The organism is Parafrankia sp. EUN1f, from assembly GCF_000177675.1.
Classification (GTDB): domain Bacteria; phylum Actinomycetota; class Actinomycetes; order Frankiales; family Frankiaceae; genus Parafrankia.
This window is the reverse complement of sequence record NZ_ADGX01000038.1, coordinates 1-19721: the sequence shown is the minus strand read 5'-3', so window position 1 is coordinate 19721 and position 19721 is coordinate 1. Positions and strand designations below refer to the sequence as shown.

18 protein-coding genes are annotated in these 19721 nt (G+C 71.4%); 7 read left to right on the top strand and 11 right to left on the bottom strand.

Translation table 11 applies throughout. The features are described 5' to 3' along the window. Positions 1 to 84 precede the first annotated feature (84 nt). A complete protein-coding gene (locus tag FREUN1FDRAFT_RS13860; protein WP_006540695.1) occupies positions 85 to 798 on the top strand; it encodes a TetR/AcrR family transcriptional regulator in 714 nt (237 codons plus the stop codon). Here the strand turns inward: FREUN1FDRAFT_RS13860 and meaB are convergent. Next, positions 782 to 1714, bottom strand: a complete 933-nt coding sequence (gene meaB / locus FREUN1FDRAFT_RS13855; RefSeq protein WP_006540694.1) for a methylmalonyl Co-A mutase-associated GTPase MeaB — start codon at positions 1712 to 1714, stop codon at positions 782 to 784. The genes FREUN1FDRAFT_RS13860 and meaB overlap by 17 nt on opposite strands. Positions 1715 to 1917: 203 nt before the next feature. Here meaB and FREUN1FDRAFT_RS13850 point away from each other — a divergent pair, with 203 nt between their 5' ends. Beyond that, positions 1918 to 2682, top strand: a complete 765-nt coding sequence (locus FREUN1FDRAFT_RS13850; RefSeq protein WP_006540693.1) for an SDR family NAD(P)-dependent oxidoreductase — start codon at positions 1918 to 1920, stop codon at positions 2680 to 2682. A 122-nt stretch (positions 2683 to 2804) separates the two neighbouring features. Here the strand turns inward: FREUN1FDRAFT_RS13850 and FREUN1FDRAFT_RS13845 are convergent, their stop codons facing one another. The 3 genes from FREUN1FDRAFT_RS13845 to FREUN1FDRAFT_RS13835 are packed head-to-tail and all read right to left on the bottom strand — an operon-like array spanning position 2805 to position 6217. Continuing rightward, positions 2805 to 3893: an acyl-CoA dehydrogenase family protein gene (locus FREUN1FDRAFT_RS13845; protein ID WP_006540691.1), complete on the bottom strand. Its 1089-nt coding sequence runs from the start codon at positions 3891 to 3893 to the stop codon at positions 2805 to 2807. Next, positions 3880 to 4821: an acyl-CoA dehydrogenase family protein gene (locus FREUN1FDRAFT_RS13840; RefSeq protein ID WP_006540690.1), complete on the bottom strand. Its 942-nt coding sequence runs from the start codon at positions 4819 to 4821 to the stop codon at positions 3880 to 3882. Before FREUN1FDRAFT_RS13840 ends, FREUN1FDRAFT_RS13845 begins: the two co-directional genes overlap by 14 nt. After that, positions 4799 to 6217 (bottom strand): class I adenylate-forming enzyme family protein, encoded by a 1419-nt coding sequence (locus tag FREUN1FDRAFT_RS13835; protein WP_006540689.1) that lies wholly within the window; start codon positions 6215 to 6217, stop codon positions 4799 to 4801. Before FREUN1FDRAFT_RS13835 ends, FREUN1FDRAFT_RS13840 begins: the two co-directional genes overlap by 23 nt. A 155-nt stretch (positions 6218 to 6372) precedes the next feature. Between FREUN1FDRAFT_RS13835 and FREUN1FDRAFT_RS13830 the strand changes: the two genes are divergently transcribed. The 4 genes from FREUN1FDRAFT_RS13830 to FREUN1FDRAFT_RS13815 are packed head-to-tail and all read left to right on the top strand — an operon-like array spanning position 6373 to position 9893. Continuing rightward, the gene (locus FREUN1FDRAFT_RS13830) at positions 6373 to 7401 is read left to right on the top strand and encodes a ferredoxin--NADP reductase (protein WP_006540688.1); all 1029 of its coding nucleotides are present in this window, start codon (positions 6373 to 6375) and stop codon (positions 7399 to 7401) included. A gap of 52 nt (positions 7402 to 7453) precedes the next feature. Beyond that, positions 7454 to 8131: a PadR family transcriptional regulator gene (locus tag FREUN1FDRAFT_RS39805; protein ID WP_006540687.1), complete on the top strand. Its 678-nt coding sequence runs from the start codon at positions 7454 to 7456 to the stop codon at positions 8129 to 8131. A 32-nt stretch (positions 8132 to 8163) separates the two neighbouring features. After that, a complete protein-coding gene (locus FREUN1FDRAFT_RS13820; protein WP_006540686.1) occupies positions 8164 to 9141 on the top strand; it encodes an ATP-binding cassette domain-containing protein in 978 nt (325 codons plus the stop codon). Next, the gene (locus tag FREUN1FDRAFT_RS13815; RefSeq protein ID WP_006540685.1) at positions 9141 to 9893 is read left to right on the top strand and encodes an ABC transporter permease; all 753 of its coding nucleotides are present in this window, start codon (positions 9141 to 9143) and stop codon (positions 9891 to 9893) included. Before FREUN1FDRAFT_RS13820 ends, FREUN1FDRAFT_RS13815 begins: the two co-directional genes overlap by 1 nt. A 408-nt stretch (positions 9894 to 10301) precedes the next feature. Here the strand turns inward: FREUN1FDRAFT_RS13815 and FREUN1FDRAFT_RS13810 are convergent, their stop codons facing one another. The 7 genes from FREUN1FDRAFT_RS13810 to FREUN1FDRAFT_RS13780 form a co-directional block, all read right to left on the bottom strand. Continuing rightward, positions 10302 to 11351: a CaiB/BaiF CoA-transferase family protein gene (locus FREUN1FDRAFT_RS13810; protein WP_006540684.1), complete on the bottom strand. Its 1050-nt coding sequence runs from the start codon at positions 11349 to 11351 to the stop codon at positions 10302 to 10304. Next, complete coding sequence (locus FREUN1FDRAFT_RS13805) at positions 11348 to 12304, bottom strand: LLM class F420-dependent oxidoreductase (RefSeq protein WP_006540683.1); 957 nt, start codon at positions 12302 to 12304, stop codon at positions 11348 to 11350. The genes FREUN1FDRAFT_RS13810 and FREUN1FDRAFT_RS13805 overlap by 4 nt, the downstream gene beginning before the upstream one ends. A gap of 85 nt (positions 12305 to 12389) precedes the next feature. Further along, positions 12390 to 12791, bottom strand: a complete 402-nt coding sequence (locus FREUN1FDRAFT_RS13800) for a cobalamin B12-binding domain-containing protein (RefSeq protein WP_006540682.1) — start codon at positions 12789 to 12791, stop codon at positions 12390 to 12392. Beyond that, positions 12791 to 14368, bottom strand: a complete 1578-nt coding sequence (locus FREUN1FDRAFT_RS13795; protein WP_006540681.1) for a methylmalonyl-CoA mutase family protein — start codon at positions 14366 to 14368, stop codon at positions 12791 to 12793. The genes FREUN1FDRAFT_RS13800 and FREUN1FDRAFT_RS13795 overlap by 1 nt, the downstream gene beginning before the upstream one ends. A gap of 70 nt (positions 14369 to 14438) precedes the next feature. Further along, complete coding sequence (locus FREUN1FDRAFT_RS13790) at positions 14439 to 15872, bottom strand: FadD3 family acyl-CoA ligase (protein WP_006540680.1); 1434 nt, start codon at positions 15870 to 15872, stop codon at positions 14439 to 14441. Beyond that, positions 15869 to 17047, bottom strand: coding sequence for an amidohydrolase family protein (locus FREUN1FDRAFT_RS13785; protein ID WP_006540679.1), 1179 nt, complete (start codon positions 17045 to 17047; stop codon positions 15869 to 15871). The genes FREUN1FDRAFT_RS13790 and FREUN1FDRAFT_RS13785 overlap by 4 nt, the downstream gene beginning before the upstream one ends. Before the next feature lie 29 nt (positions 17048 to 17076). Next, positions 17077 to 18702: an AMP-binding protein gene (locus tag FREUN1FDRAFT_RS13780; RefSeq protein ID WP_006540678.1), complete on the bottom strand. Its 1626-nt coding sequence runs from the start codon at positions 18700 to 18702 to the stop codon at positions 17077 to 17079. A 197-nt stretch (positions 18703 to 18899) separates the two neighbouring features. Here FREUN1FDRAFT_RS13780 and FREUN1FDRAFT_RS13775 point away from each other — a divergent pair, with 197 nt between their 5' ends. Continuing rightward, positions 18900 to 19643, top strand: coding sequence for an enoyl-CoA hydratase/isomerase family protein (locus tag FREUN1FDRAFT_RS13775; RefSeq protein ID WP_006540677.1), 744 nt, complete (start codon positions 18900 to 18902; stop codon positions 19641 to 19643). The last annotated feature ends 78 nt before the right edge of the window (positions 19644 to 19721 follow it).

The window sequence follows — 19721 nt, the reverse complement described above, 5'->3', positions numbered from 1 at the left end:
AAACCAGGGTCTCCCACCTCTGTGGTGCGGCTACCAGCCGCGGTTGGCCGAATGTTGTAGCGCCAGTGCAGTACGTTCTGATACATGGCCCAGAAGACGGAGCTGCCCGTGAGCACGACGAAGGAAGAGCCTGCCTGGAAGCAGCGTGCCGTCGAGCGCTCGACCCGGGCCGCCAAGATCCGGGCCGAGCAGCGGGTGGTCCAGTTCCTGGACGCCGCCCAGGCGATCATCGCCGAGAAGGGCTCCCTCGACCTCACCGTCCAGGAGGTCGTCGACCGGTCCCGCCAGTCGCTGCGCAGCTTCTACCAGCACTTCAGCGGCAAGCACGAACTGCTGCTCGCCCTGTTCGAGAACGCGCTGAACGAGTCGGCCGAGGAGATCCGCGCCGCCACCGAGGCCGAGCACGACCCCGTCAACCAACTGCGGATCGCCGTCCACCTGCTGTTCGAGCAGAGTCATACCGACCAGGCCCGGCAGCGCCGGCCGCTGTTCACGGACTTCGCGCCCCAGCTGCTGGTGTCGCATCCGGCCGAGGTACGGGTGGCGCACGCACCGCTGCTCACCCTCATCACCGAGATGATGACCCGGGCGGCGGAAGCCGGTCAGCTGCGTACCGGCCTGCGGCCCCGCCGGGCGGCCGCGATGGTGATGCAGACCGCCATGTTCCTCTCCCAGTCCAACGGCGTCGCCGCGAGTGAGAACGCTCATCCCATCACCGTCGACGAGGCCTGGGAGTTCTGCTTTTCCGGCTTCGCCGGTCCGGGCGCGGTGACGGGCTCGGCTACGAGCCAGGCCTGAGCACACCCGCGGCGCGCGCATCCGCCGCGCGTGCATCCGCGGCGCGCACATCCTCGGTGCCGCCCAGCAGCAGCTCGGCGGCCGTGTAGGGGTCGCGCCGACCCTGCGCGACCTCGGCGGCCAGGGCCGCCAGGTCGGGATGCTCACGCAGGCGGCTCTGCGCCAGGGACAGGATCTGGGCGTGCGCCCGGGCCGTCCGGCGGGCCACCGTGTCCGCCCGGTGGTGGGCGTCGATCGCGTCGAGGAGGGCGGGCAGCCCCTCTCCCCGCGAGGCGACCAGCGTCAGCACCGGCACGTCCGTCTCCTGACGCAGCTCGCGCACGGTCTGCTCGGCGCCGTCGCGGTCCGCCTTGTTGACCACGAGCAGGTCGGCGACCTCCAGCAGGCCGGCCTTGGCGGCCTGGACGGCGTCCCCCGCGCCCGGTGTCAGCACGACGAGGGTCGGGTCCGCGACCGCGGCGATCTCGATCTCGGACTGCCCTACGCCCACGGTCTCCAGCAACACCAGGTCATAGCCGAGCGCGGCGAGCACCCGGACCGCGGCCGGCACGGCCGCGGACAGCCCGCCCAGGTGGCCCCGGGCCGCCAGCGAACGGATCAGCACCCCCGGGTCGGTCGTGTGCGCCGCCATCCGGATGCGGTCACCCAGCAGCGCGCCGCCGCTGTACGGCGAGGACGGGTCGACCGCGAGCACCGCCACCCTCAGCCCGCGTTCCCGGTAGGCGCCGACCAGCGCACCGATGGTGGTCGACTTGCCGGCACCGGGCGGACCGGTCACTCCCAGCACCCGGACCGGGGCCGGTTCGAGCACCGCCAGCAGCTCGCCGCGGCCGGCACCCTCGGCCATGCTGAGCAACCGCCCGACAGCGCGCAGTGAACCAGCGCGCGCGGCGGCGACATTCTCCAGAATGTTCATCGGGGACCGCCGGGGGATCCATCGGCCCGCCGCCTGGCAGACGTGCCGTGGCCGGTTGTTCCGGCACCCCGGGTCTGATCGCCAGCCCGCGTGAACCGGGGCCGGCAGGCGGCGGAAGACGCGATATTTCTGATCGGGATCGCATTCATGAGAATGTTAGTCTTCCAGAGCGAGAGCTTGACTAGCAAGAGAGGGAAACCTTAATGGAGATCAGCGGAAACTCCGCGCTCGTCGTCGGTGGGACCGGCGGCCTGGGCGAGGCCACCGTCCGCCGCCTGCACGCCGCGGGCGCGAAGGTCGTGGTGGCCGACGTCGCGGACGAGAAGGGCAAGGCCCTCGAGTCCGAGCTGGGCATTCGCTACGTCCGCACCGACGCCACCTCCGAGGAGGACATCCTCGCCGCGATCGCCGAGGCCAAGGCCCTCGGCCCGCTGCGGATCTCGGTCGACACCCACGGCGGCCCCGCCGGCGGTGGGCGCCTCGTCGGCAAGGACGGCTCGCCGCACAGCCTGGACGCCTTCACGACGACCATCACGTACTACCTCACCTCGGTGTTCAACGTGACCCGGCTGGTGGCCGCGGCCATCGCCCAGGAGGAGCCGCTGGAAGGCGGAGCCCGGGGCGCCATCGTCAACACCGCCTCGATCGCCGGCTTCGAGGGCCAGATCGGCCAGATCGCGTACGCCGCCGCCAAGGGTGGCGTCATCTCCATGACGCTGGTCGCCGCGCGTGACCTGTCGCCGCTGGGTATCCGGGTGAACGCGATCGCGCCGGGCACGATCAACACCCCGGCCTACGGCAAGGCCGCCGACAAGCTGGAGGCCTACTGGGGCCCGCAGGTCCCGTTCCCGAAGCGGATGGGCCAGTCGGTCGAGTACGGCTCGCTCGCCGAGCAGCTCATCACCAACGACTACCTCAACGGCGAGGTCATCCGCCTCGACGGCGCGCTGCGCTTCCCGCCCAAGTAGTTAGGCACCCGGCCGAGGCCGGTCATCCCACCCCGCGGTTGCCGCCGCATCGGGATGACCGGCTCGCCGGTTCCGCGCCCAGTCCAGCCCCGGCCGGGCCCAGGCCTCGCCCAGGCCCGTGCTCAGACCTCGAGGCCGATGATCCGGCCCGCGATGATGTTCTTCTGGATCTGCGACGTGCCGCCCATGACGCTCTGCGCGCGGCTGTACAGATAGGTGCCCAGCAGCTCGGGGTCACGGGTGCCACCCGAGGCGAGGCAGGCGTGCCCGACCGACTGCTCGACCCAGGTCATCAGCAGCTTGTCCAGGGATCCGTCCGGGCCGTGGCTGACCTCGTCGAGCTGCTCGGACAGCCGCCGGCGCACGTGCAGCCGCAGCATCTCGGTCTGGACCGCGGCCCAGCGCAGCTCGTCCGACGGCGGCCCGTCGACGGTCGCCGCCAGGTTGCGGACGGTCTTGCCGTACCGCGCGGTGAAGCCGAGCGTCGAGGGCTCCCGCTCGTGCCCGACGACGGTCATCGCCAGCTTCCAGCCCTCGCCGGGCGCGCCGACCATCTGGTCGACCGGCACCGTCGCCCCGTCGAACAGGACCTGGCCGAACTCCTTGGTCACCCCGTTCATCATCGGCAGCGGGCGCTGCTCGATGCCGGGCTGGTGCATCGACACGATGAACCCGGAGATGCCCTTGTGCCGCGGCGCGGCCGGGTCGGTGCGGGCCAGCACCAGGCACCAGTCGGCCTCGTCGGAGTAGCTCGTCCAGATCTTGTGGCCGTGCAGGACGTAGTGGTCGCCCTCCAGGGTGGCCGTGGTGGTCAGCGAGGCCAGGTCGGAGCCCGCGCCGGGCTCGCTGAAGCCCTGGCACCAGCGCTCGGTTCCGTTGATCATCCCGGGCAGGAACCGCTGGCGCAGCGCCTCGCTGCCGTGCCGGCCCAGGCCGATCACCAGGTAGCCCAGGCTCGGCCGGGCCGGGGCGCCGGCGCGGGCCAGCTCCTCGTCGACGATCACGTCGTAGACGGCCGGCAGCTCCTGCCCCCCGTACGCCTTCGGCCAGGTGCTCCCGAAGAACCCGGCGGCGTGCAGGGCCTGATGCCACTCCCCCGCCTTCGCCCAGTACTCGTCGCCCGAGGTGGGGAACTTCTTCGCGTTTTCGGCCAGCCACGCCTGCAGCCGCGCGCGGAACGCGGCCTCCTCCGGCGAATCACGAAAGTCCAAGGTCGATCTCCTCCAGAGAAACCGGGAACAGCGCGCCGGATGTCAGCACGCGCCGCAGGAAGACGTGGGCCAGGCACTCCCAGGTGTTGCCGATACCGCCGTGGACCTGCACGGACGTCTCGCAGATGGTCTGCGCCGCGCGGGCGGTGTAGACCTTGGCGACCTGCCCGGCGCGAACCGCCTCGGCGGGCTCCAGCTCGTCGACGGCCCACGCCGCGTAGCGCAGCACGCTCACCGAGCCCTCGATCAGCGCGAGGCTTTCGGCGAGCAGGTGGGCGATGGCCTGGAACGAGCCGATGGTGCGGCCGTACTGCGAGCGCACCTTGGCGTACTCGCACGCCAGCGCGTACGCGCCGCGGGCCGCGCCCAGGATGTCGGCGGTCGTCACGGTGAGCGCCAGCGCCTGCCAGCGCAGCGCGTCATCCGCGGAGAGCTCGCCGACCGGCTCGAAGGGCCCGCTCGCCGCGGCGGTGGTCCGGGTCAGGTCGATCCCGAACACGGGCTCGCCGACACCGACTGTGCCGACCGTGCCGCCGGCACCGCCGGCGCCGGCGCCGGCCGCGCGCAGGCCGAGCGCGCCACGCAGACCGCGGGCGTCGACGGCCTCGTCGCCGACGGCGAGCGCCACCGGCTCGGCCGGCTCGGCCTCGTTCCCGAGCCGCGCGCGCAGGTCGTCGGTGAGCAGCGGCCCGAGCAGCGGGACGTCGACCAGCCCGCGGGCGAACTCCTCGACGACGAGTGCGACCTCCACCCCGGAGGCGCCGTCGGAGCGCAGCGACCGCCAGCCGGTGGCCGCGACCGCCTTCTCCAGCCGCTCGACGCGCTCGGTGTCGTCGAGATCCAGCACGGATCCGGGGCCGAGGTCGTCGGCCAGCCGCGCGGCCGCGTCCCGCAGGTCGCGTTGCTCAGTGGTCAGACGTACGTCCATAGCGCTCCTTGAGAACTCGCCGCAGTACCTTGCCGGACGGCAGGCGGGGAATGTCGTCGACGAACACGACGGTGCGTGGCCGCTTGTAGGAGGCGAGCCGCTCGCCCACCCAGGCGACGAGCGCTTCGGCGTCCACCGGGGCGCTCGTCGCCCCGGCCGCGACTGTCACGGCTGCTACCAGGGCCTCGCCGTCCGCGGGGTCGGGGATGCCGAACACCGCGCAGTCGGCCACCGCCGGGTGGCCGTGCAGGACGCCCTCGACCTCGGCTGGGGCGACCTGGAACCCGCGGACCTTGACCATCTCCCGGACCCGGTCGGTCAGCCGCAGCCAGCCGTCGGCGTCCAGGTCACCCACATCGCCGGTGCGGTACCAGCCGTCGGCGAAGGCGTCCGCGGTGGCCTCGGCGGGCAGGTAGCCGGCCATCAGCGAGTCGGAGCGGGCCTGGATCTCGCCGGTCTCGCCGGGGCCGAGCACGGCGCCGGTCTCCAGGCAGACCACACGCAGGGTCACCCCGGGGGCGGCCTTCCCGACGCTGTCGAGCCGGGCGCCGGTCAGCGGGTTGCAGGCGATGACGGGCAGCTCACTGGCCCCGTAGGCGGGCACCCAGCCGACGCCGCTGCGGCGGGTGACCGTCTCGGCGACACTGGCGGTGACCGGGGTGGCGCCCCACATGATGTAGCGCAGCGACGACAGGTCGTAGGACTCCAGCGCCGGGTGCGAGGCCATCGCCAGCGCGATCGGCGCGACCGCCATCTCCACGGTGATCCGGTCGCGCTCGATCGAGCGCAGCACCAGGTCCAGGTCGAAGCGGCGGTGCAGCCGTAACCAGGCGCCCGTCTCCAGCGCGGTGACGATGTTGAGGATGCCCAGGATGTGCGACGGCGGGGTGGTCACCTGGATACGGTCGGCGCCGGTCAGGCCCAGCACGTCGCGCCACTGCCCGACGGCGGTGGCGAAGGATCTCGCCGTGTGCCGGACGGCCTTGGGCAGGCCGGTGGTGCCCGAGCTGAAGACCAGCAGCGCGTCCGCGTCCGGGTCGGTGGCCGGGAACGGCCCGCCGCCGGTGGGGATCGGCTCGTCCAGGTGCCACATCGGCAGCAGGTTCCCGAGCAGTTCCTGGTCGCCGACGGCCAGGCGCGCACCGGTGATGGCCAGCGCGTGCTCGATCTCGGCCTGCTTCCAGGAGGGGCTCAGCGCTACGATGGCGGCTCCCAGACGCCAGGCCGCCCGGACGGCGAGCACGAACTCGGGTCGGTTCGAGGCCATGAGCGCCACCCGCTCACCGGCCCGGACCCCGTGCTTCGCCAGTGCTCCCGCCATCCCGTCGGTCAGCGCCTCGAGATGTGCCAGGCTGTACTGCCGTTCCTCGAAGACGAGCGCGGCTTGATCACTCATCGCCGCTCCTTTCGAACGGGTCATCACGCGGATCGAATCGAATGGTCACCACGCTGCCAGCAGCACGTCCGAGACGCCGGTGGAAGGCTCCCCTCCCACTCCCGGAAATTATATTCTCACCTCAGTAGAATCTTCATACCAGAAGGAGGCCGTAGATGCCGAGACCCCCTCTGTTCCAGAGGGCGACCGTCACCCGGATCATCCGCGAGACCGCCGACACCCGCACCTTCGTCCTCGCTCCGAGCAGCGGCCCGTTCACCTACCGTGCCGGCCAGTTCTGCACGTTCCGGGTCCAGATCGACGGCGAGGAGCTGCTGCGCTCCTATTCGATGTCCAGCGCACCCGAGACCGACACCGAGCTGATGACGACCATCAAGCGGGTTGCCGGCGGGCGCGTCTCCAACTGGCTCATCGACAATGTCGCCGCGGGTGACGAAGTCGAGATCACCCGGCCGTTCGGCGTGTTCTGCCTGCAGGACAACGACGCCCCGCTGCTGGGATTCTGCGGCGGCAGCGGCATCACGCCGGTCATCTCGCTGGCGAAAAGCGCTCTCGCCAGCACGAAGCGTGAGGTCCGGCTGCTGTGCGCCGACCGGGACGCGCCCTCGATGATTTTCGAGGCCGCCCTGGCCGATCTGGTCGCGCGGTATCCCGACCGGCTCACCGTGGTGCGTCACCTCGACAGCGACAGCGGCTATCTCGACGCCGCCGCCGTGCTGGCCTTCGTCGGCACCGACACCGACGCCGACGTCTACGTGTGCGGTCCCGAGCCGTTCATGGACCTCGTCGAGAACGCCTTTCCCGGCCCGGGCAAGGTCTTCACCGAGCGCTTCGGCGCCGCCGCGGTGATCGCCCCCGAGGACGACAGCGCCGACGGGGCCGACGGGGCGGCGAACGCCGAGCCGGAGGTCGAGGGCACCGTCACCATCATCCTGCGCAACAAGAAGATCTCGGTGCCCCGGCGGCCCGGTGAGACGTTCCTGGAGAGCGCCCGGCGCGGCGGGCTCGCCCCACCGTTCTCCTGCGAGTCCGGCACCTGCGCCACCTGCATCGCCAAGCTGGTGGAGGGCACGGCGACCATGCGCGTCAACGAGGCCCTCACCGAGGAGGAGATCGAGGAGGGCTACGTGCTCACCTGCCAGGGCGTCCCGGACTCGGCCTCGGCGGTCGTCCGGTACGAGTGACACCCCCTCCGACTGCCGGCTCGACTCAGTCAAGATTGATTAAAGTAGTCACATGTCGTCAGCGACCCGCCTCCTCGTCCTCGGCGCGATCCGGGTCATGCAGCCGGTGCACGGCTACCACGTGCGCCGCGAGCTGGTGACCTGGCGGCTGGAGGAGGTGGCCAACGTCCGCCCCGGCTCGGTCTACGGCGCGATCCGAACCCTGGAACGGGACGGGTGCATCGCGGTGCACGCGCGGGACAGCGAGAGCAACCGGCCGGAGCGGACGGCCTACGTCCTCACCCCGGAGGGTGAGAAGGAGTTCACCCTCCTGCTGCGGGAGGCCTGGTGGACGGTGCGCCGCCCGGCGGAACCGCTGATCCCCGCCCTGTGCCTGATGCTCTTCATGCCGCGCGACGAGCTGGTGCGGGCGCTGCAGTCGCGCGTCACCGCCCTGGAGTCGGAGCTGGCCGAGGCCGCGTTCACACGCGGTTCCATCGTCGACGGGGCCACCGGCGCCGACGGCGGCATCCCCGAGCACGTCCGCGAGATCTTCGACTTCACCTCCGGCCGGATCCGCGCCGAGATCACCTGGGCCCGCCAGTTCATCAACCGGATCCGCGCCGGCGCGTACCGCTTCGCCGGCGATCCCGCCCCCCCCGCGCCCGGGCCCGACTGCGGCACCGGCGCGGGCACGCTCCCCGGCACGGCCACACCCGGCAACGACGAGGCTCCATTTACTCAAGTTTGACTAGTCGTAGGCCCCTGTGTGATGCTGCGCCCGTGGCAGCGGATGATCTGATTCAGGCGCGGAGCCTCACCCGCACCTTCAAAACGAAGACCGGTCCCCTCGACGCGGTCCGCGGCATCGACCTCGACGTCCGCGCAGGCGAGATCGTCGGTCTGCTCGGTCCCAACGGCGCCGGCAAGACCACCACCCTGCGCATGCTCACCACGTTGCTTCTCCCGAGCTCGGGCACAGCGACGGTCGCCGGCCTGGATCTGGTCCGCCAGGCCCGGGAGGTGCGCCGGCGCATCGGCTACGTCGCGCAGGTGGGCGCGGCGCCCAGCGCGGGGCTGCGGGTCGGCGAGGAGCTCGTCACCCAGGCCCGGCTGCAGGGCATGTCCGCGGCGGACGCGCGGGCCCGTGTCGCGGAGCTCGCCCCGCGGCTCGACCTCGCCGGCCTGGAGTGCCGCGCGCTGCTGGAGCTGTCCGGTGGTCAGCGGCGCCGCTTCGACGTGGCTATCGGCCTGATGCACCGGCCGCGGCTGGTGTTCCTCGACGAGCCGACCGCGGGGCTCGACCCGCAGAGCCGCGCGAACCTGTGGACGCACATCCGCTCCCTGCGCGACGACGCGGGAGTGACGGTCGTGCTGACCACCCACTACCTCGACGAGGCGGACGCGCTCGCCGACCGCATCCTGGTCATGGACGGCGGCCTGATCGTCGCGAACGACACACCGGCCGCGCTGAAGTCCCGGGTCGCCGGTGACGTCGTCCGGCTCGGCCTGCCCGACCTGCAGGCCCGCGACCGCGCCGAGGCGGTGGTGAAGGAGGCGCATCCGATCCGCGACCTGGTCGCCACCGACACCGGGCTGCATGTGACGGTCGACGACGGCACGGTCGCCGTCGCGCCGATCCTGCGCGGTCTGGACGCCGCCGGCCTGAGCCCGACCTCGATCAGCGTCGAGCGGCCGACGCTCGACGACGTCTTCCTGACCCTGACCGGCCGGACCCTGCGCGACGAGGCGGCGGCGTGATGCGAACCGAGATCTGGGTCGTCTTCCAGCGACAGATGCGCGTGCTGCTGCGCAACCCGGTGTGGGTGTTCTTCGGCCTGACCCAGCCGATCATCTATTTGGTGCTGTTCGGCCCGCTGCTGAAGAACGTCACCGGCGGCGGCCTCGGCGGTGACGACGCCTGGCGGGTGTTCGTCCCCGGCCTGCTGCTCCAGCTGACGATCTTCGGCGCGGGTTTCGCCGGTTTCGGCATCATCCAGGAACTGCGTGAAGGCGTGATCGAACGCCAGCGGGTCACCCCCGCCAGCCGCGCCTCCCTCATCCTCGGCCGGACCCTGAGCAACATGGTCGTGACGGCCGTCCAGGCCCTGCTGCTGGTCGTCGTCGCCCTGCCGTTCGGGCTGCGCGCCTCGTGGAGCGGCGTCGCGTCGACACTCGTCCTCGTCTGTCTGCTGGGCCTGGGCATCTCGGCCGCGTCCTACGCGATGGGTCTGATCCTGAAGGACGAGGACGCGTTCGCCCCGTTCGTGCAGGGCGTCTCGCTGCCGCTGCTGCTGTTGTCCGGTGTGCTGCTGCCGATGTCGCTGGCGCCGGCGTGGCTGCGGCACACCTCCCAGGCCAACCCGCTGAGCTACGTCGTCGACGCCAGCCGCGCGCTGTTCCGCGGCGACTTCGGCGACCAGCACGTGTGGGTGGGCACGCTGGTCACCGTGGCGCTGACAGCCCTGCTGGCGCTGTGGGGGACCCGGGTCTTCCAGCGCCAGAGCGCCTGAGCCCCGGCCGGCCGCGCCTTACGGGCCGTTGCCGCCGGGCAGGTGTGGAGGATTTTCGTCGTCAGAGAGCGCGTAGCAAGATCTCGAGGAGTGGCGGACCCCGGGGCACCGATAATGACCTGGCGGTCTGCGCCCACCCACCGCACGGCGACCCACCGGGGATCCCGCGCCGCCGCACAGCACCAGCAATTCACCCCGATATCGACAAATCAGGACACGAAGTCACCCGGCAGTCCGCAAGAAATGAGGATTTCGGTTGCTGCAGCAACCCCAATCCTCACTTCTTGCTCGGGAGCAGCGGCGACGGAATCGGCGGAAGCGGAAGCCCGAGGCTCGGGATTCGGCGACGGGCTCCAGTCCAGAACGCCCAAGATCCTCGACACTTCGGAGTCGCCTCCGCCGGACCCGCTACCGCTGCTCCGAGTCTCCGTGCTCGCCCAGGCGCGGCGGGGGCCCGTAGTCGGGCTCGTGGCCGGCGATCCGGATCGGGTTGGCGACCAGCCGGAAGTCGCCGGCGCGCACGACCATGTCGGGGGTCGCCTCCAGCGCCTCGGGCAGGGTGCGCACCCGGGCCGCCGGGACACCGAGGCGACGAAGCCGAGACTCCCAGCCCTCGGCGGTGTCGCCGGCCAGCGCCTTGGTGACCACGGCGAGGACCTCCTCCCGCCGGGCCGCCCGCTCCGCCATCGTCTCGAAGCCTGTCACGCCGGCCTCGGTGGAGAACTTCTTCCAGAAGCCGTCGTGGGTGACGAACAGCGCCAGGTAGCCGTCGGCGGTCGGGAACAGCTGCGCCGGGACGTAGAAGGAGTGCGCGCCGAACGCCATCCGCCGCGGCTCGGTGCCCTCGTTGAGGTAGGCCGAGGCCCGGTAGTTCAGCTGGGAGAGCATGACGTCGCGCAGCGACACCTCCAGCTGCCCGCCGCGGCCGGAGACGATCTGGGCGAGCAGCGCCAGCGCCGCGGTCAGGCCGGCGGAGTTGTCCGCCGAGGAGTACCCGGGCAGGGTCGGCGGGCCGTCGGGGTCACCGGTGAGCGCGGCGACCCCGGTGGCCGCCTGGATGACGTAGTCGAACGCCGGCTCGTCGCCCCCGGACAGCCCGAATCCGGTCAGCGCCACACAGACGATCTTCTCGTTGTACTGGCGCAGCGCGTCGTAGGTCAGGCCGAAGGCGCGGATCGCCGACGGCTTGAGGTTGACCAGCAGCGCGTGCGCGTCGGCCGCCAGCTCGTGCAGGCGGGCCTGCCCTTCCTCACTGGTCAGGTCGAGGCGGATGCTGCGCTTGCCGCGGTTGAGGCTGGCGAAATAGGCGTCGCTGACCTGCCGGGACAGGTCCCCGCCGGGCGGCTCGAGCTTCGTCACCTCGGCGCCGAGATCGGCGAGCATCATCGTCGCGTACGGGCCCGCGAGGATGTGGCCGACCTCCAGGATGCGGATGCCGGCCAGGGGTCCCGGGCTCATCTGACCTCCGCCGCGAGGGCCGCGATCACTTCCCGGGTCCGCCGCTTGGAGGCGATCAGCTCGTCGCGGTTGTCGCCGATGGGCAGCAGCCGCACCGACAGGTCGGTGCAGCCGGCGTCGGCGAACCGCCGGAAGGCCGCGAGGATGGCGGCCTCGTCGCCGACCGCGGCGATGTCCCCGACGCTGGTGGCGTCGCCCTGGTCAAGCAGGCGCTGGTAGTTCGGGGACACCTCGGCCTCGCCGAGGATGCGGTTCGCCCGCTCCCGGGCCTTGTCCTCCTCCCCCGGCGCGCACAGGCACACCGGGATGCCGGCGACGATCCGCGGCGCCGGGCGGCCGGCGTCGGCCGCCGCCTTGGTGATCCGCGGCACCACGTGCTCGCCGACGGCACGCTCGTCGGCGAGCCACAGCACGGTGCCGTCGGCCTGCTCACCGGCGATGCGCAGCATGACCGGCCCGAGAGCGGCGAGGAACACCGGCAGCGGGGCGACCGGCCCGATCTCCATCGGGTTGTGGACGGTGAAGGTGCCGTTCTCGACGTCCACCGGCCCCGGCCCGCTCAGCGCGGCCTTGAGGACCTCGAGGTAGTCGCGGGTGAACCCGGCCGGCTTGTCGTAGGGCAGGCCGAGCATGTCGCGGACGATCCAGTGGTGCGACGGCCCGATGCCGAGCGCGAGCCGCCCGCCGGTGGCCGCCTGCGCCGACAGGGTCTGGCGCGCGAGCGCGATCGGGTGCTGCGGCTGCAGCGGGACGACCGCCGTGCCGAGCTCGATCCGCTCGGTGCGGGCACCCATCAGGGCGACCGCGATGAGCGCGTCGAAGTCGGAGGGCACCTGGGGGATCCAGGCGGTGTCCATCCCCGCGCCCTCGGCCCACAGGACGTCGTCGATCATCCGCCCGACCTTGCGCGCGGAGTCACCCCGCTCCGGTCCGATCATCACGCCGACCCGCACTGGACCCTCCCGATCTCGTCACATCGATGTCGCGCTCGCGCGCTTCCCTGCAGCCCGGCAGCCGCACCCGGTGCGGCGGCCGACGTCAGGACGTGGTGGAGGCCGCTGTCAGCTCCCGGACCCGGGTGACCACCTCGTCGAGGGGCGTACCGGTCGGGAACACCGCGGCGGCGCCGGCCTCCAGCAGCTTCGGGACGTCCGCCGGCGGGATGGTGCCGCCGACCACGACCGCGATGTCGCCCGCGTCGGCCGCGCGCAGCGCCTCGATGGTGCGGGCCGTCAGCGCGATGTGCGCGCCGGAGAGGATGCTCAGGCCGACCAGCGCCACGTCCTCCTGCAGCGCGATCGTGACGATGTCCTCGATGCGCTGGCGGATGCCGGTGAACACGACCTCGAAACCGGCGTCCCGCAGCGTCCGCGCGATGATCTTCGCGCCGCGGTCGTGCCCGTCCAGGCCGGGCTTGGCGACGAGAACCCGGGCCGGCATCAGAACACCACCGGCTGCTGGAACTCGCCCCAGACCGCCTTGAGGGCGGCGACCATCTCGCCGACCGTGCAGTAGGCGTTGGCGCAGTCGATCAGGTTGTGCATCAGGTTCCCGTCTCCCTCGGCGGCGCGGGCGAGCGCGTCGAGGCTGGCCCGCACGGCGGCGCCGTCCCGCTCGGCCTTCACCTTCGCCAGCCGCTTCAGCTGTCGTTCGCGCCCGTCGGCGTCCAGCTCGTAGGTGGCCAGGTCGGGTGCCGGCTCGTCGGCGACGAACCGGTTCACCCCGACGATGGGCACCGTGCCGTCCTCGATGTCCTTGTGCAGCTGGTAGGCCTCGTCGGCGATCAGGCCCTGCAGGTAGCCGTCCTCGATGCAGCGGACCATGCCGCCGTGCGCCTCGAGGTCGTCCATGATCTCGACGATGCGGGCCTCGGTGGCGTCGGTGAGCGCCTCGACGAAGTAGGAGCCGCCGAGCGGGTCCGCGGTGCGGGTGACGCCGGTCTCCAGGGCGAGGATCTGCTGGGTGCGCAGGGCGAGGGTCGCCGACTCCTCGCTGGGCAGCGCGAACGGCTCGTCCCAGGCGGCGGTGAACATCGACTGGACGCCGCCGAGCACCGAGGCCATCGCCTCGTAGGCCACCCGCACGATGTTGTTCTGCGCCTGCGGCGCGTACAGCGAGGCGCCGCCGGCGACACAGCCGAAGCGGAACATCGACGCCTTGTCGGCGGTCGCGCCGTACCGCTCACGCACGATGGTCGCCCAGCGTCGGCGGCCGGCCCGGTATTTCGCGATCTCCTCGAAGAAGTCACCGTGGGTGTAGAAGAAGAAGGAGACCTGCGGGGCGAACTGCTCGATCGTCAGGCGTCCGCGCTCGATCACGGTGTCGCAGTAGGTGACACCGTCGGCGAGGGTGAATGCCATCTCCTGCACCGCGTTGGCGCCGGCGTCGCGGAAATGCGCGCCGGCGACCGAGATGGCGTTGAAGCGCGGCACCTCGGCGGCGCAGAACTCGATCGTGTCGGCGATGAGGCGCAGCGACGGCGTCGGCGGCCAGATCCACGTCCCGCGGGAAGCGTACTCCTTGAGGATGTCGTTCTGGATCGTGCCGGTCAGCTTCGACCGGGGCACCCCGGAACGTTCCGCGGCGGCCACGTAGAAGGCCAGCAGGATCGCGGCGGTGCCGTTGATGGTGAAGCTGGTGCTGATCTTGTCCAGCGGGATGCCGTCGAAGAGCACCTCGGCGTCGGCGAGCGTGTCGACGGCGACGCCGACCCGGCCGACCTCCTCGGTCACCTCCGGGTCGTCGGAGTCGTACCCGCACTGGGTGGGCAGGTCGAGCGCCACCGACAGGCCCGTCCCGCCCTGGTCGAGCAGGTAGCGGTACCGACTGTTGGACTCCTCCGCGGTGCCGAAGCCGGAGTACTGGCGGAAGGTCCACGTGCGCCCCCGGTACCCCTTGGCGTAGTTGCCGCGGGTGAAGGGGAAGCGGCCCGGCTCCGGTGGCTCGGCCCCGCGGTCGGCGGGGCCGTACACCGGACTGACCGGCAGGCCGGAATTGGTCTGGACAGAATCGCTCATCGTCGCTTCATTACTTTCTGGAGGCGGAAACCGATACCTCGACTTGCCCTGTTCGGTGTTCGGTGCGGTGCTAGCGCAGCTGGTCCTTCATCACTTTTCCGGACGCGTTCAGCGGCAGGCTCTCCAGGAACTCGACGTGCCTGGGCACCTTGAAGCCGGCCATCTTCTCCCGGCTCCACGCGATCAGCTCGTCGGCGGTGACCGGCCCGCGCCGGACCACGAACGCCTTGCCGACCTCGCCGAGGCGATCGTCGGGCACACCGATGACCGCGACCTGCGCGACCGCGGGATGCCCCAGCAGGAAGCCCTCGATCTCGGCCGGGTAGGCGTTGAAGCCACCGACGATGAACATGTCCTTCTTGCGGCCGATGATCCGCAGGTACCCGCGCTCGTCGAGGGTGCCCAGGTCGCCGGTGTGCAGCCAGCCGTCGGGGTCGATCGCCTCGGCGGTGGCGGCGGGGTCGTCCAGGTAGCCCTGCATCACCGTGTAGCCGCGGATCAGCACCTCGCCGTCGTCGGCGATGGAGATCTCCACGCCGTCGCAGGCCTTGCCGACGGTGGTGGCGATGTCCTCGAAGGAGTCCCCCGGCCGTGAGGCGGTGGCGGTGCCCGCCTCGGTGAGGCCGTACCCGGTCATGATCGACTGGAAGGGCAGCTCCTGCTTCATCCGCCGGATCAGCTCGACCGGGATGTCGGCCGAACCGGTGACGGCGCACCGTAACGAGGAGACGTCCGCGCTGCCCCGCGCCGCCAGCAGCGAGTGGTACAGCGTCGGCGGGCCGGGGAGCATGGTGATCCGCTCCCGCTCGATCAGCTCGAGCAGCCGGTCCATCTCCAGGACGGCCACCGGCACGATGGTCGCGCCCCGGATCAGGGCGGCGACGATCCCCGCCTTGTAGCCGAAGTTGTGGAAGAACGGGTTGACGATCAGGTACCGGTCGCCCTCCCGCAGATCCGCCTGGCAGCACCACTCCGCGTACAGCCGCAGCGTCTGGTGGTGGTTCATCATGACGCCCTTGGGACGCCCGGTCGTCCCGGACGTGAACAGGATGTCTGCGATGTCGTCACCATCGGTGACCACCGGTGCGTCCAGCGGCGCCCCGGAGGTCAGGAAGCCCGACTTGATGTCGACGGCGGGCACGGCGGTGATGCCGGTGTACGCCTGCCCGAGGAAGCCCTCCTGGACCAGGACCATCTTCGCCCCGCTGCGGGTGAGGATGTCGTTCGCTTCCTCGGCCTTGTAACGGGTGTTCACGGGCACCAGCACCCCACCGGCGGTCAGCAGCCCGAAGGCCGCGATGATCCACTCGGCGGAGTTCGGCGCCCAGATCGCCACCCGGTCACCCTTGCCGACGCCCGCCGCCGCGAAGGAACCCGCGGCGGTACGGACCCGGCCCACCAGATCGGTGTAGGTGAGGCGCAGTGCCCCGTCGACGACCGCTTCGGCGTCACCGAAGCGGTCGGCGGCGCTGAGCACCATCTCCGGGATGGTCTCCCATTTCATGCGTCGATCAGCCTGGCCAGGTTGCCGCCCATGATCTTGGCCTGGTCCTCCGCGCTGAGGTCCTTGAGCACCTCGACGTAGCTCACCGGGTCGCCCAGGCCCTCGGGGTGCGGGTAGTCGGAGCCGAAGAGCACCCGGTCGACCCCGATCAGCTCCGAGAGCCTGGCCATGTCCTCCTCCCAGAAGGGGCTGACGTGGACGCTGCGCCGGACCACCTCGATCGGGTTCTCCAGGAACTGCTGCGGGTACTTCTTGTAGATGTCCTTCAGCTCGGAGAGCAGCGGGGCGACCCAGGACGCGCCGTTCTCGATGACCGCGATCTTCAGGGTCGGGAACCGGGACAGCGCACCGTGGCAGACCAGCGCGGCCACCGTGTCCTGGATGGGGCGCCACTGGCCGAACATGCGGAAGGCGTCCGGCTGGAACGGCAGGTACTCGCGGACCTTGCCCTCCCAGTCCTGGGTGTAGCGGTTGTAGCCGCTGTCCGAGGAGTGCAGGCCGACCAGGATGTTGTGGTGCACGACCCGTTCCCAGAACGGGTCGAACTCCGGCAGGCCGAAGGACCGCGAGCCGTTGAAACCGGGAACCGGCGCCGGCCGGATCAGGATGGCCTTCGCCCCGCGCGCCACGACCCACTCCAGCTCCTCGATCGCCTTCTCGACGATCGGCAGGGTGATGACCGGCGTGGTGAAGATGCGGTTCTCGTAGTTGAACTGCCAGGTCTCGTACAGCCACTCGTTGAGGGCGTGGATGACGACGTGCGTCAGTTCCGGGTCGTCCCGCATGCGCTCCTCGATGAGGCTCGCCAGCGTCGGGAACATCAGCGTCCGCTCGAGGCCCTGCTCGTTCATCAGCTCGATGCGGGACTTCGGCTCACGGAAAGCCGGGATCGACCGCATCGGCTTGCCGATGATCTCACGGTAGGACTTGCCCTCGGGGTTCCCGATCTTGAAGAACTCCTCCTGGGCGCCCGGGCGGGCGACGACCTCGAAGGTCGGGTTGGGGATGTAGTCGCTGATCTGGCCCCGGATCGCGATCTTCGTGCGGCCGTCCACCTGGACGTACCGGATCGCGCCCCGATACGCCTCCGGCAGGAACTTGGTGAAGGCGTCCTCGGTCTCGTACAGGTGGTTGTCCGCGTCGAAGACGGGGTACGGCGACACTCGCGTAGGCATGAGATCCTCCCTTACTGATACGGAGAACCCTATTCTCTTCCCTGCCGTGCCGCAATGTCTGCCTGCTGCGCGGTGTCCCGCGCGATGTCTGCCTGCTGCGCGGTGTCCCGGCGCGCGATGCCTGCCCGCAGGACAGCCTTCTGGATCTTACCGCTGGGGGTCCGCGGGAAGTCCGCGATCTCAACCAGCTCCTCGGGCCACTTCTGCCTGGCCAGCCCCGCCTGCTGGAAGTGGGCGCGCACCTCGTCCAGGGTCGGCAGCACGGCGCCGTCCTGCAGGCGCAGCACCGCGGCCGCGTGCTCACCGAGCCGGGCGTCGGGCGCCGCGACCACCGCGGCCTCGGCGACACCGGGCATGGTCAGCAGCACCTCCTCGACCTCCAGCGCGCTGATGTTCTCCCCGCCGCGAATGATGAAGTCGGCCTTGCGGTCGACGATCGTCAGGTAGCCGTCGGCGTCGAGCACCCCGACGTCACCGGTGTGGTACCAGCCGTCGGCGTCGAAGACCTGCGCGGTCAACTCCTCGTCGAGGTAGCCCAGGCACAGGTCCGGCCCCCGGCTGAGGATCTCGCCGTCCGGTTCGAGCCGGATCTCCACCCCGGGCAGGACGTCCCCGTCGGTGAACAGGCGCTTGTCCGCAGCCGCGGTGTACCGGGAGCCGGTGATCGAGGGATGCTCGGTGCTGCCGTAGGAGCGGAACACCGTGATGCCCAGCTCGTCCAGCCGGGTGGTGACCGCCGCCGGGACGGACGACCCGCCGAGCCCGGCGTAGCGCATCCCGACCAGGTGCTCGGGGGTGAAGTCGGGGTGGTCCAGCAGGCTGGTCATGAAGTACGTGGCGCCGCCGCCGACGGTGAGGCCGCCGGTGCGCATCAGCTCCAGCGCCTGCGCCGGGTCCCAGACGTCGGCCAGGTTGATCGGACGTCCCTCCGGCACCGGGATGAGGAAGGCGTTCAGCATGCCGATGAAGTGCCCGACCGGCGCGGCGGTGAGCTGGCGGCCGCGGTCCGGCGGGTAGAGCCCGGCGAGCTGGCGCGTCTCGAAGCCGAGGGTCTGATGGCTGTGGATGACGCCCTTGGGGTCGCGGGTGGTGCCCGAGGTGAAGGCGATCACCGCCGGGGCACCCGGGTCCGCCGCGACGGTGCCGGGCATCGGGTCGTCGGCGAGCAGGTCGTCGAACGCCAGCGGCTCGCCGCTCCCGCGCCCCACCACGCCGACGACGGGCACCCCGGCGACGAGATCGGGCTGGAACTCCAGCCGCCCGAAGCCCTGCGCCGTGACGAAGACCTTCGGCGACGTCCGCTCCAGGATGTAGCCGACCTCCTTGCGGCCGTAGAAGTGGACCACCGGCACCACGACCGCGCCGAGTAACGCCGAGGCCCAGAAGGTCGCCGCCGCCTCCATCCAGTTCGGCAGCTGGAACACCACGACGTCGCCGGGGCCGACCCCGCGGGCGCGCAGCCCGGCCGCGAGCCGGCGCGCGACCAGCTCGACCTCGCGGAACGTGCCGCTGAAGGGCCGCGCCGCCGAATGGACCCGGAACTGCGCGTCTGGCGCGGCGGCCAGGCCCGTGGCCAGAATGTCGCCCAGCGTCTCGGGCGTCCACCAGCCCTCGGACTCGTACCGCTTGACCAGCTCAGGGGGGACGGTGCGCATCGCGCGAGCTCCGATCTGTGCGATTCCCAGACTCTCCCAGGACAACGGGGCAGGTTCCACAGCTTTCCCCCGTCCCCGCGGGCCGTGGACGCCCCTCATGTGGCGAGGCGCCGGCAATCTCACAGGGAACGGTGCATTTCGGGCGGGAATGCTACTCTCTCAAATTAGAATAGTATTCTCAACCTGGAGTTGGGTCCATGATTGATCTAGAGCTGGATGCCGGGCTCGCCGTCATCACGATCGACCGGCCCGAGGCGCGCAACGCCATCTCCCTGGCCACCATGGGTGAGCTGGAGAAGGCCCTCGACGCCGCCGACGGCGCCGGGGCCCTGGTCATCCGGGGCGCCGGCGACCGGGCGTTCGTCTCCGGCGGCGACCTCAAGGAACTCGCCGCCCTGCGCACCGAGGACGAGGCGACAGCCATGGCCCTGCGGATGCGCGCCATCTGCGACCGGCTCGCCGCGTTTCCCGCCCCGGTGATCGCCGCCGTCAACGGGCACGCCCTGGGCGGCGGCGCCGAGGTCGCGGTGGCCGCCGACATCCGCGTCGCCGCCGACGACATCAAGATCGGATTCACCCAGTCGACGCTGGCGATCATGCCGGCGTGGGGCGGCGCCGAACGGCTGGCCGCGCTGGTCGGGCCCGGCCGCGCGCTGCTGCTCGCCGGCACCGGCCGGGTCCTGACCGCCGCCGAGGCGCTCGGCCTCGGGCTGGTCGACCAGGTCCTGCCCCGGGCCGGGTTCGACGAGGGCTGGCGGGCGCTGGCCCACTCCCTCACCGGCGCGCCCGCCCGCGGCATCAAGCACGTCCTGCGCCGCGCCGCCGGTGCGCCGCTGACCGAGGAGCACGCCGAGGACGCCGCCCGGACATTCGCCCGGCTGTGGGTGGCTGACGAGCACTGGGCCGCCGTCGAGCAGGCCAGCGCCAAGCGGGCCCGCTGACCGCGCCGGCCGGGACCCGACGGGCCGCGGGAGCGCCCGATCGGGTCCCGGCCGCGGCCAGCGGCCAGCAACGCGCGG

Excerpts from the sequence above, each read along its gene's own strand:
- FREUN1FDRAFT_RS13840 (WP_006540690.1), bottom strand. The coding sequence starts at position 4,821 with ATGGACGTACGTCTGACCACTGAGCAACGCGACCTGCGGGACGCGGCC.
- meaB (WP_006540694.1), bottom strand. The coding sequence starts at position 1,714 with ATGAACATTCTGGAGAATGTCGCCGCCGCGCGCGCTGGTTCACTGCGC.
- FREUN1FDRAFT_RS13815 (WP_006540685.1), top strand. The coding sequence starts at position 9,141 with ATGCGAACCGAGATCTGGGTCGTCTTCCAGCGACAGATGCGCGTGCTG.
- FREUN1FDRAFT_RS13790 (WP_006540680.1), bottom strand. The coding sequence starts at position 15,872 with ATGAAATGGGAGACCATCCCGGAGATGGTGCTCAGCGCCGCCGACCGC.
- FREUN1FDRAFT_RS13795 (WP_006540681.1), bottom strand. The coding sequence starts at position 14,368 with ATGAGCGATTCTGTCCAGACCAATTCCGGCCTGCCGGTCAGTCCGGTG.
- FREUN1FDRAFT_RS13860 (WP_006540695.1), top strand. The coding sequence starts at position 85 with ATGGCCCAGAAGACGGAGCTGCCCGTGAGCACGACGAAGGAAGAGCCT.
- FREUN1FDRAFT_RS13800 (WP_006540682.1), bottom strand. The coding sequence starts at position 12,791 with ATGCCGGCCCGGGTTCTCGTCGCCAAGCCCGGCCTGGACGGGCACGAC.
- FREUN1FDRAFT_RS13810 (WP_006540684.1), bottom strand. The coding sequence starts at position 11,351 with ATGAGCCCGGGACCCCTGGCCGGCATCCGCATCCTGGAGGTCGGCCAC.
- FREUN1FDRAFT_RS13780 (WP_006540678.1), bottom strand. The coding sequence starts at position 18,702 with ATGCGCACCGTCCCCCCTGAGCTGGTCAAGCGGTACGAGTCCGAGGGC.
- FREUN1FDRAFT_RS13830 (WP_006540688.1), top strand. The coding sequence starts at position 6,373 with ATGCCGAGACCCCCTCTGTTCCAGAGGGCGACCGTCACCCGGATCATC.
- FREUN1FDRAFT_RS39805 (WP_006540687.1), top strand. The coding sequence starts at position 7,454 with ATGTCGTCAGCGACCCGCCTCCTCGTCCTCGGCGCGATCCGGGTCATG.
- FREUN1FDRAFT_RS13785 (WP_006540679.1), bottom strand. The coding sequence starts at position 17,047 with ATGCCTACGCGAGTGTCGCCGTACCCCGTCTTCGACGCGGACAACCAC.
- FREUN1FDRAFT_RS13850 (WP_006540693.1), top strand. The coding sequence starts at position 1,918 with ATGGAGATCAGCGGAAACTCCGCGCTCGTCGTCGGTGGGACCGGCGGC.
- FREUN1FDRAFT_RS13775 (WP_006540677.1), top strand. The coding sequence starts at position 18,900 with ATGATTGATCTAGAGCTGGATGCCGGGCTCGCCGTCATCACGATCGAC.
- FREUN1FDRAFT_RS13835 (WP_006540689.1), bottom strand. The coding sequence starts at position 6,217 with ATGAGTGATCAAGCCGCGCTCGTCTTCGAGGAACGGCAGTACAGCCTG.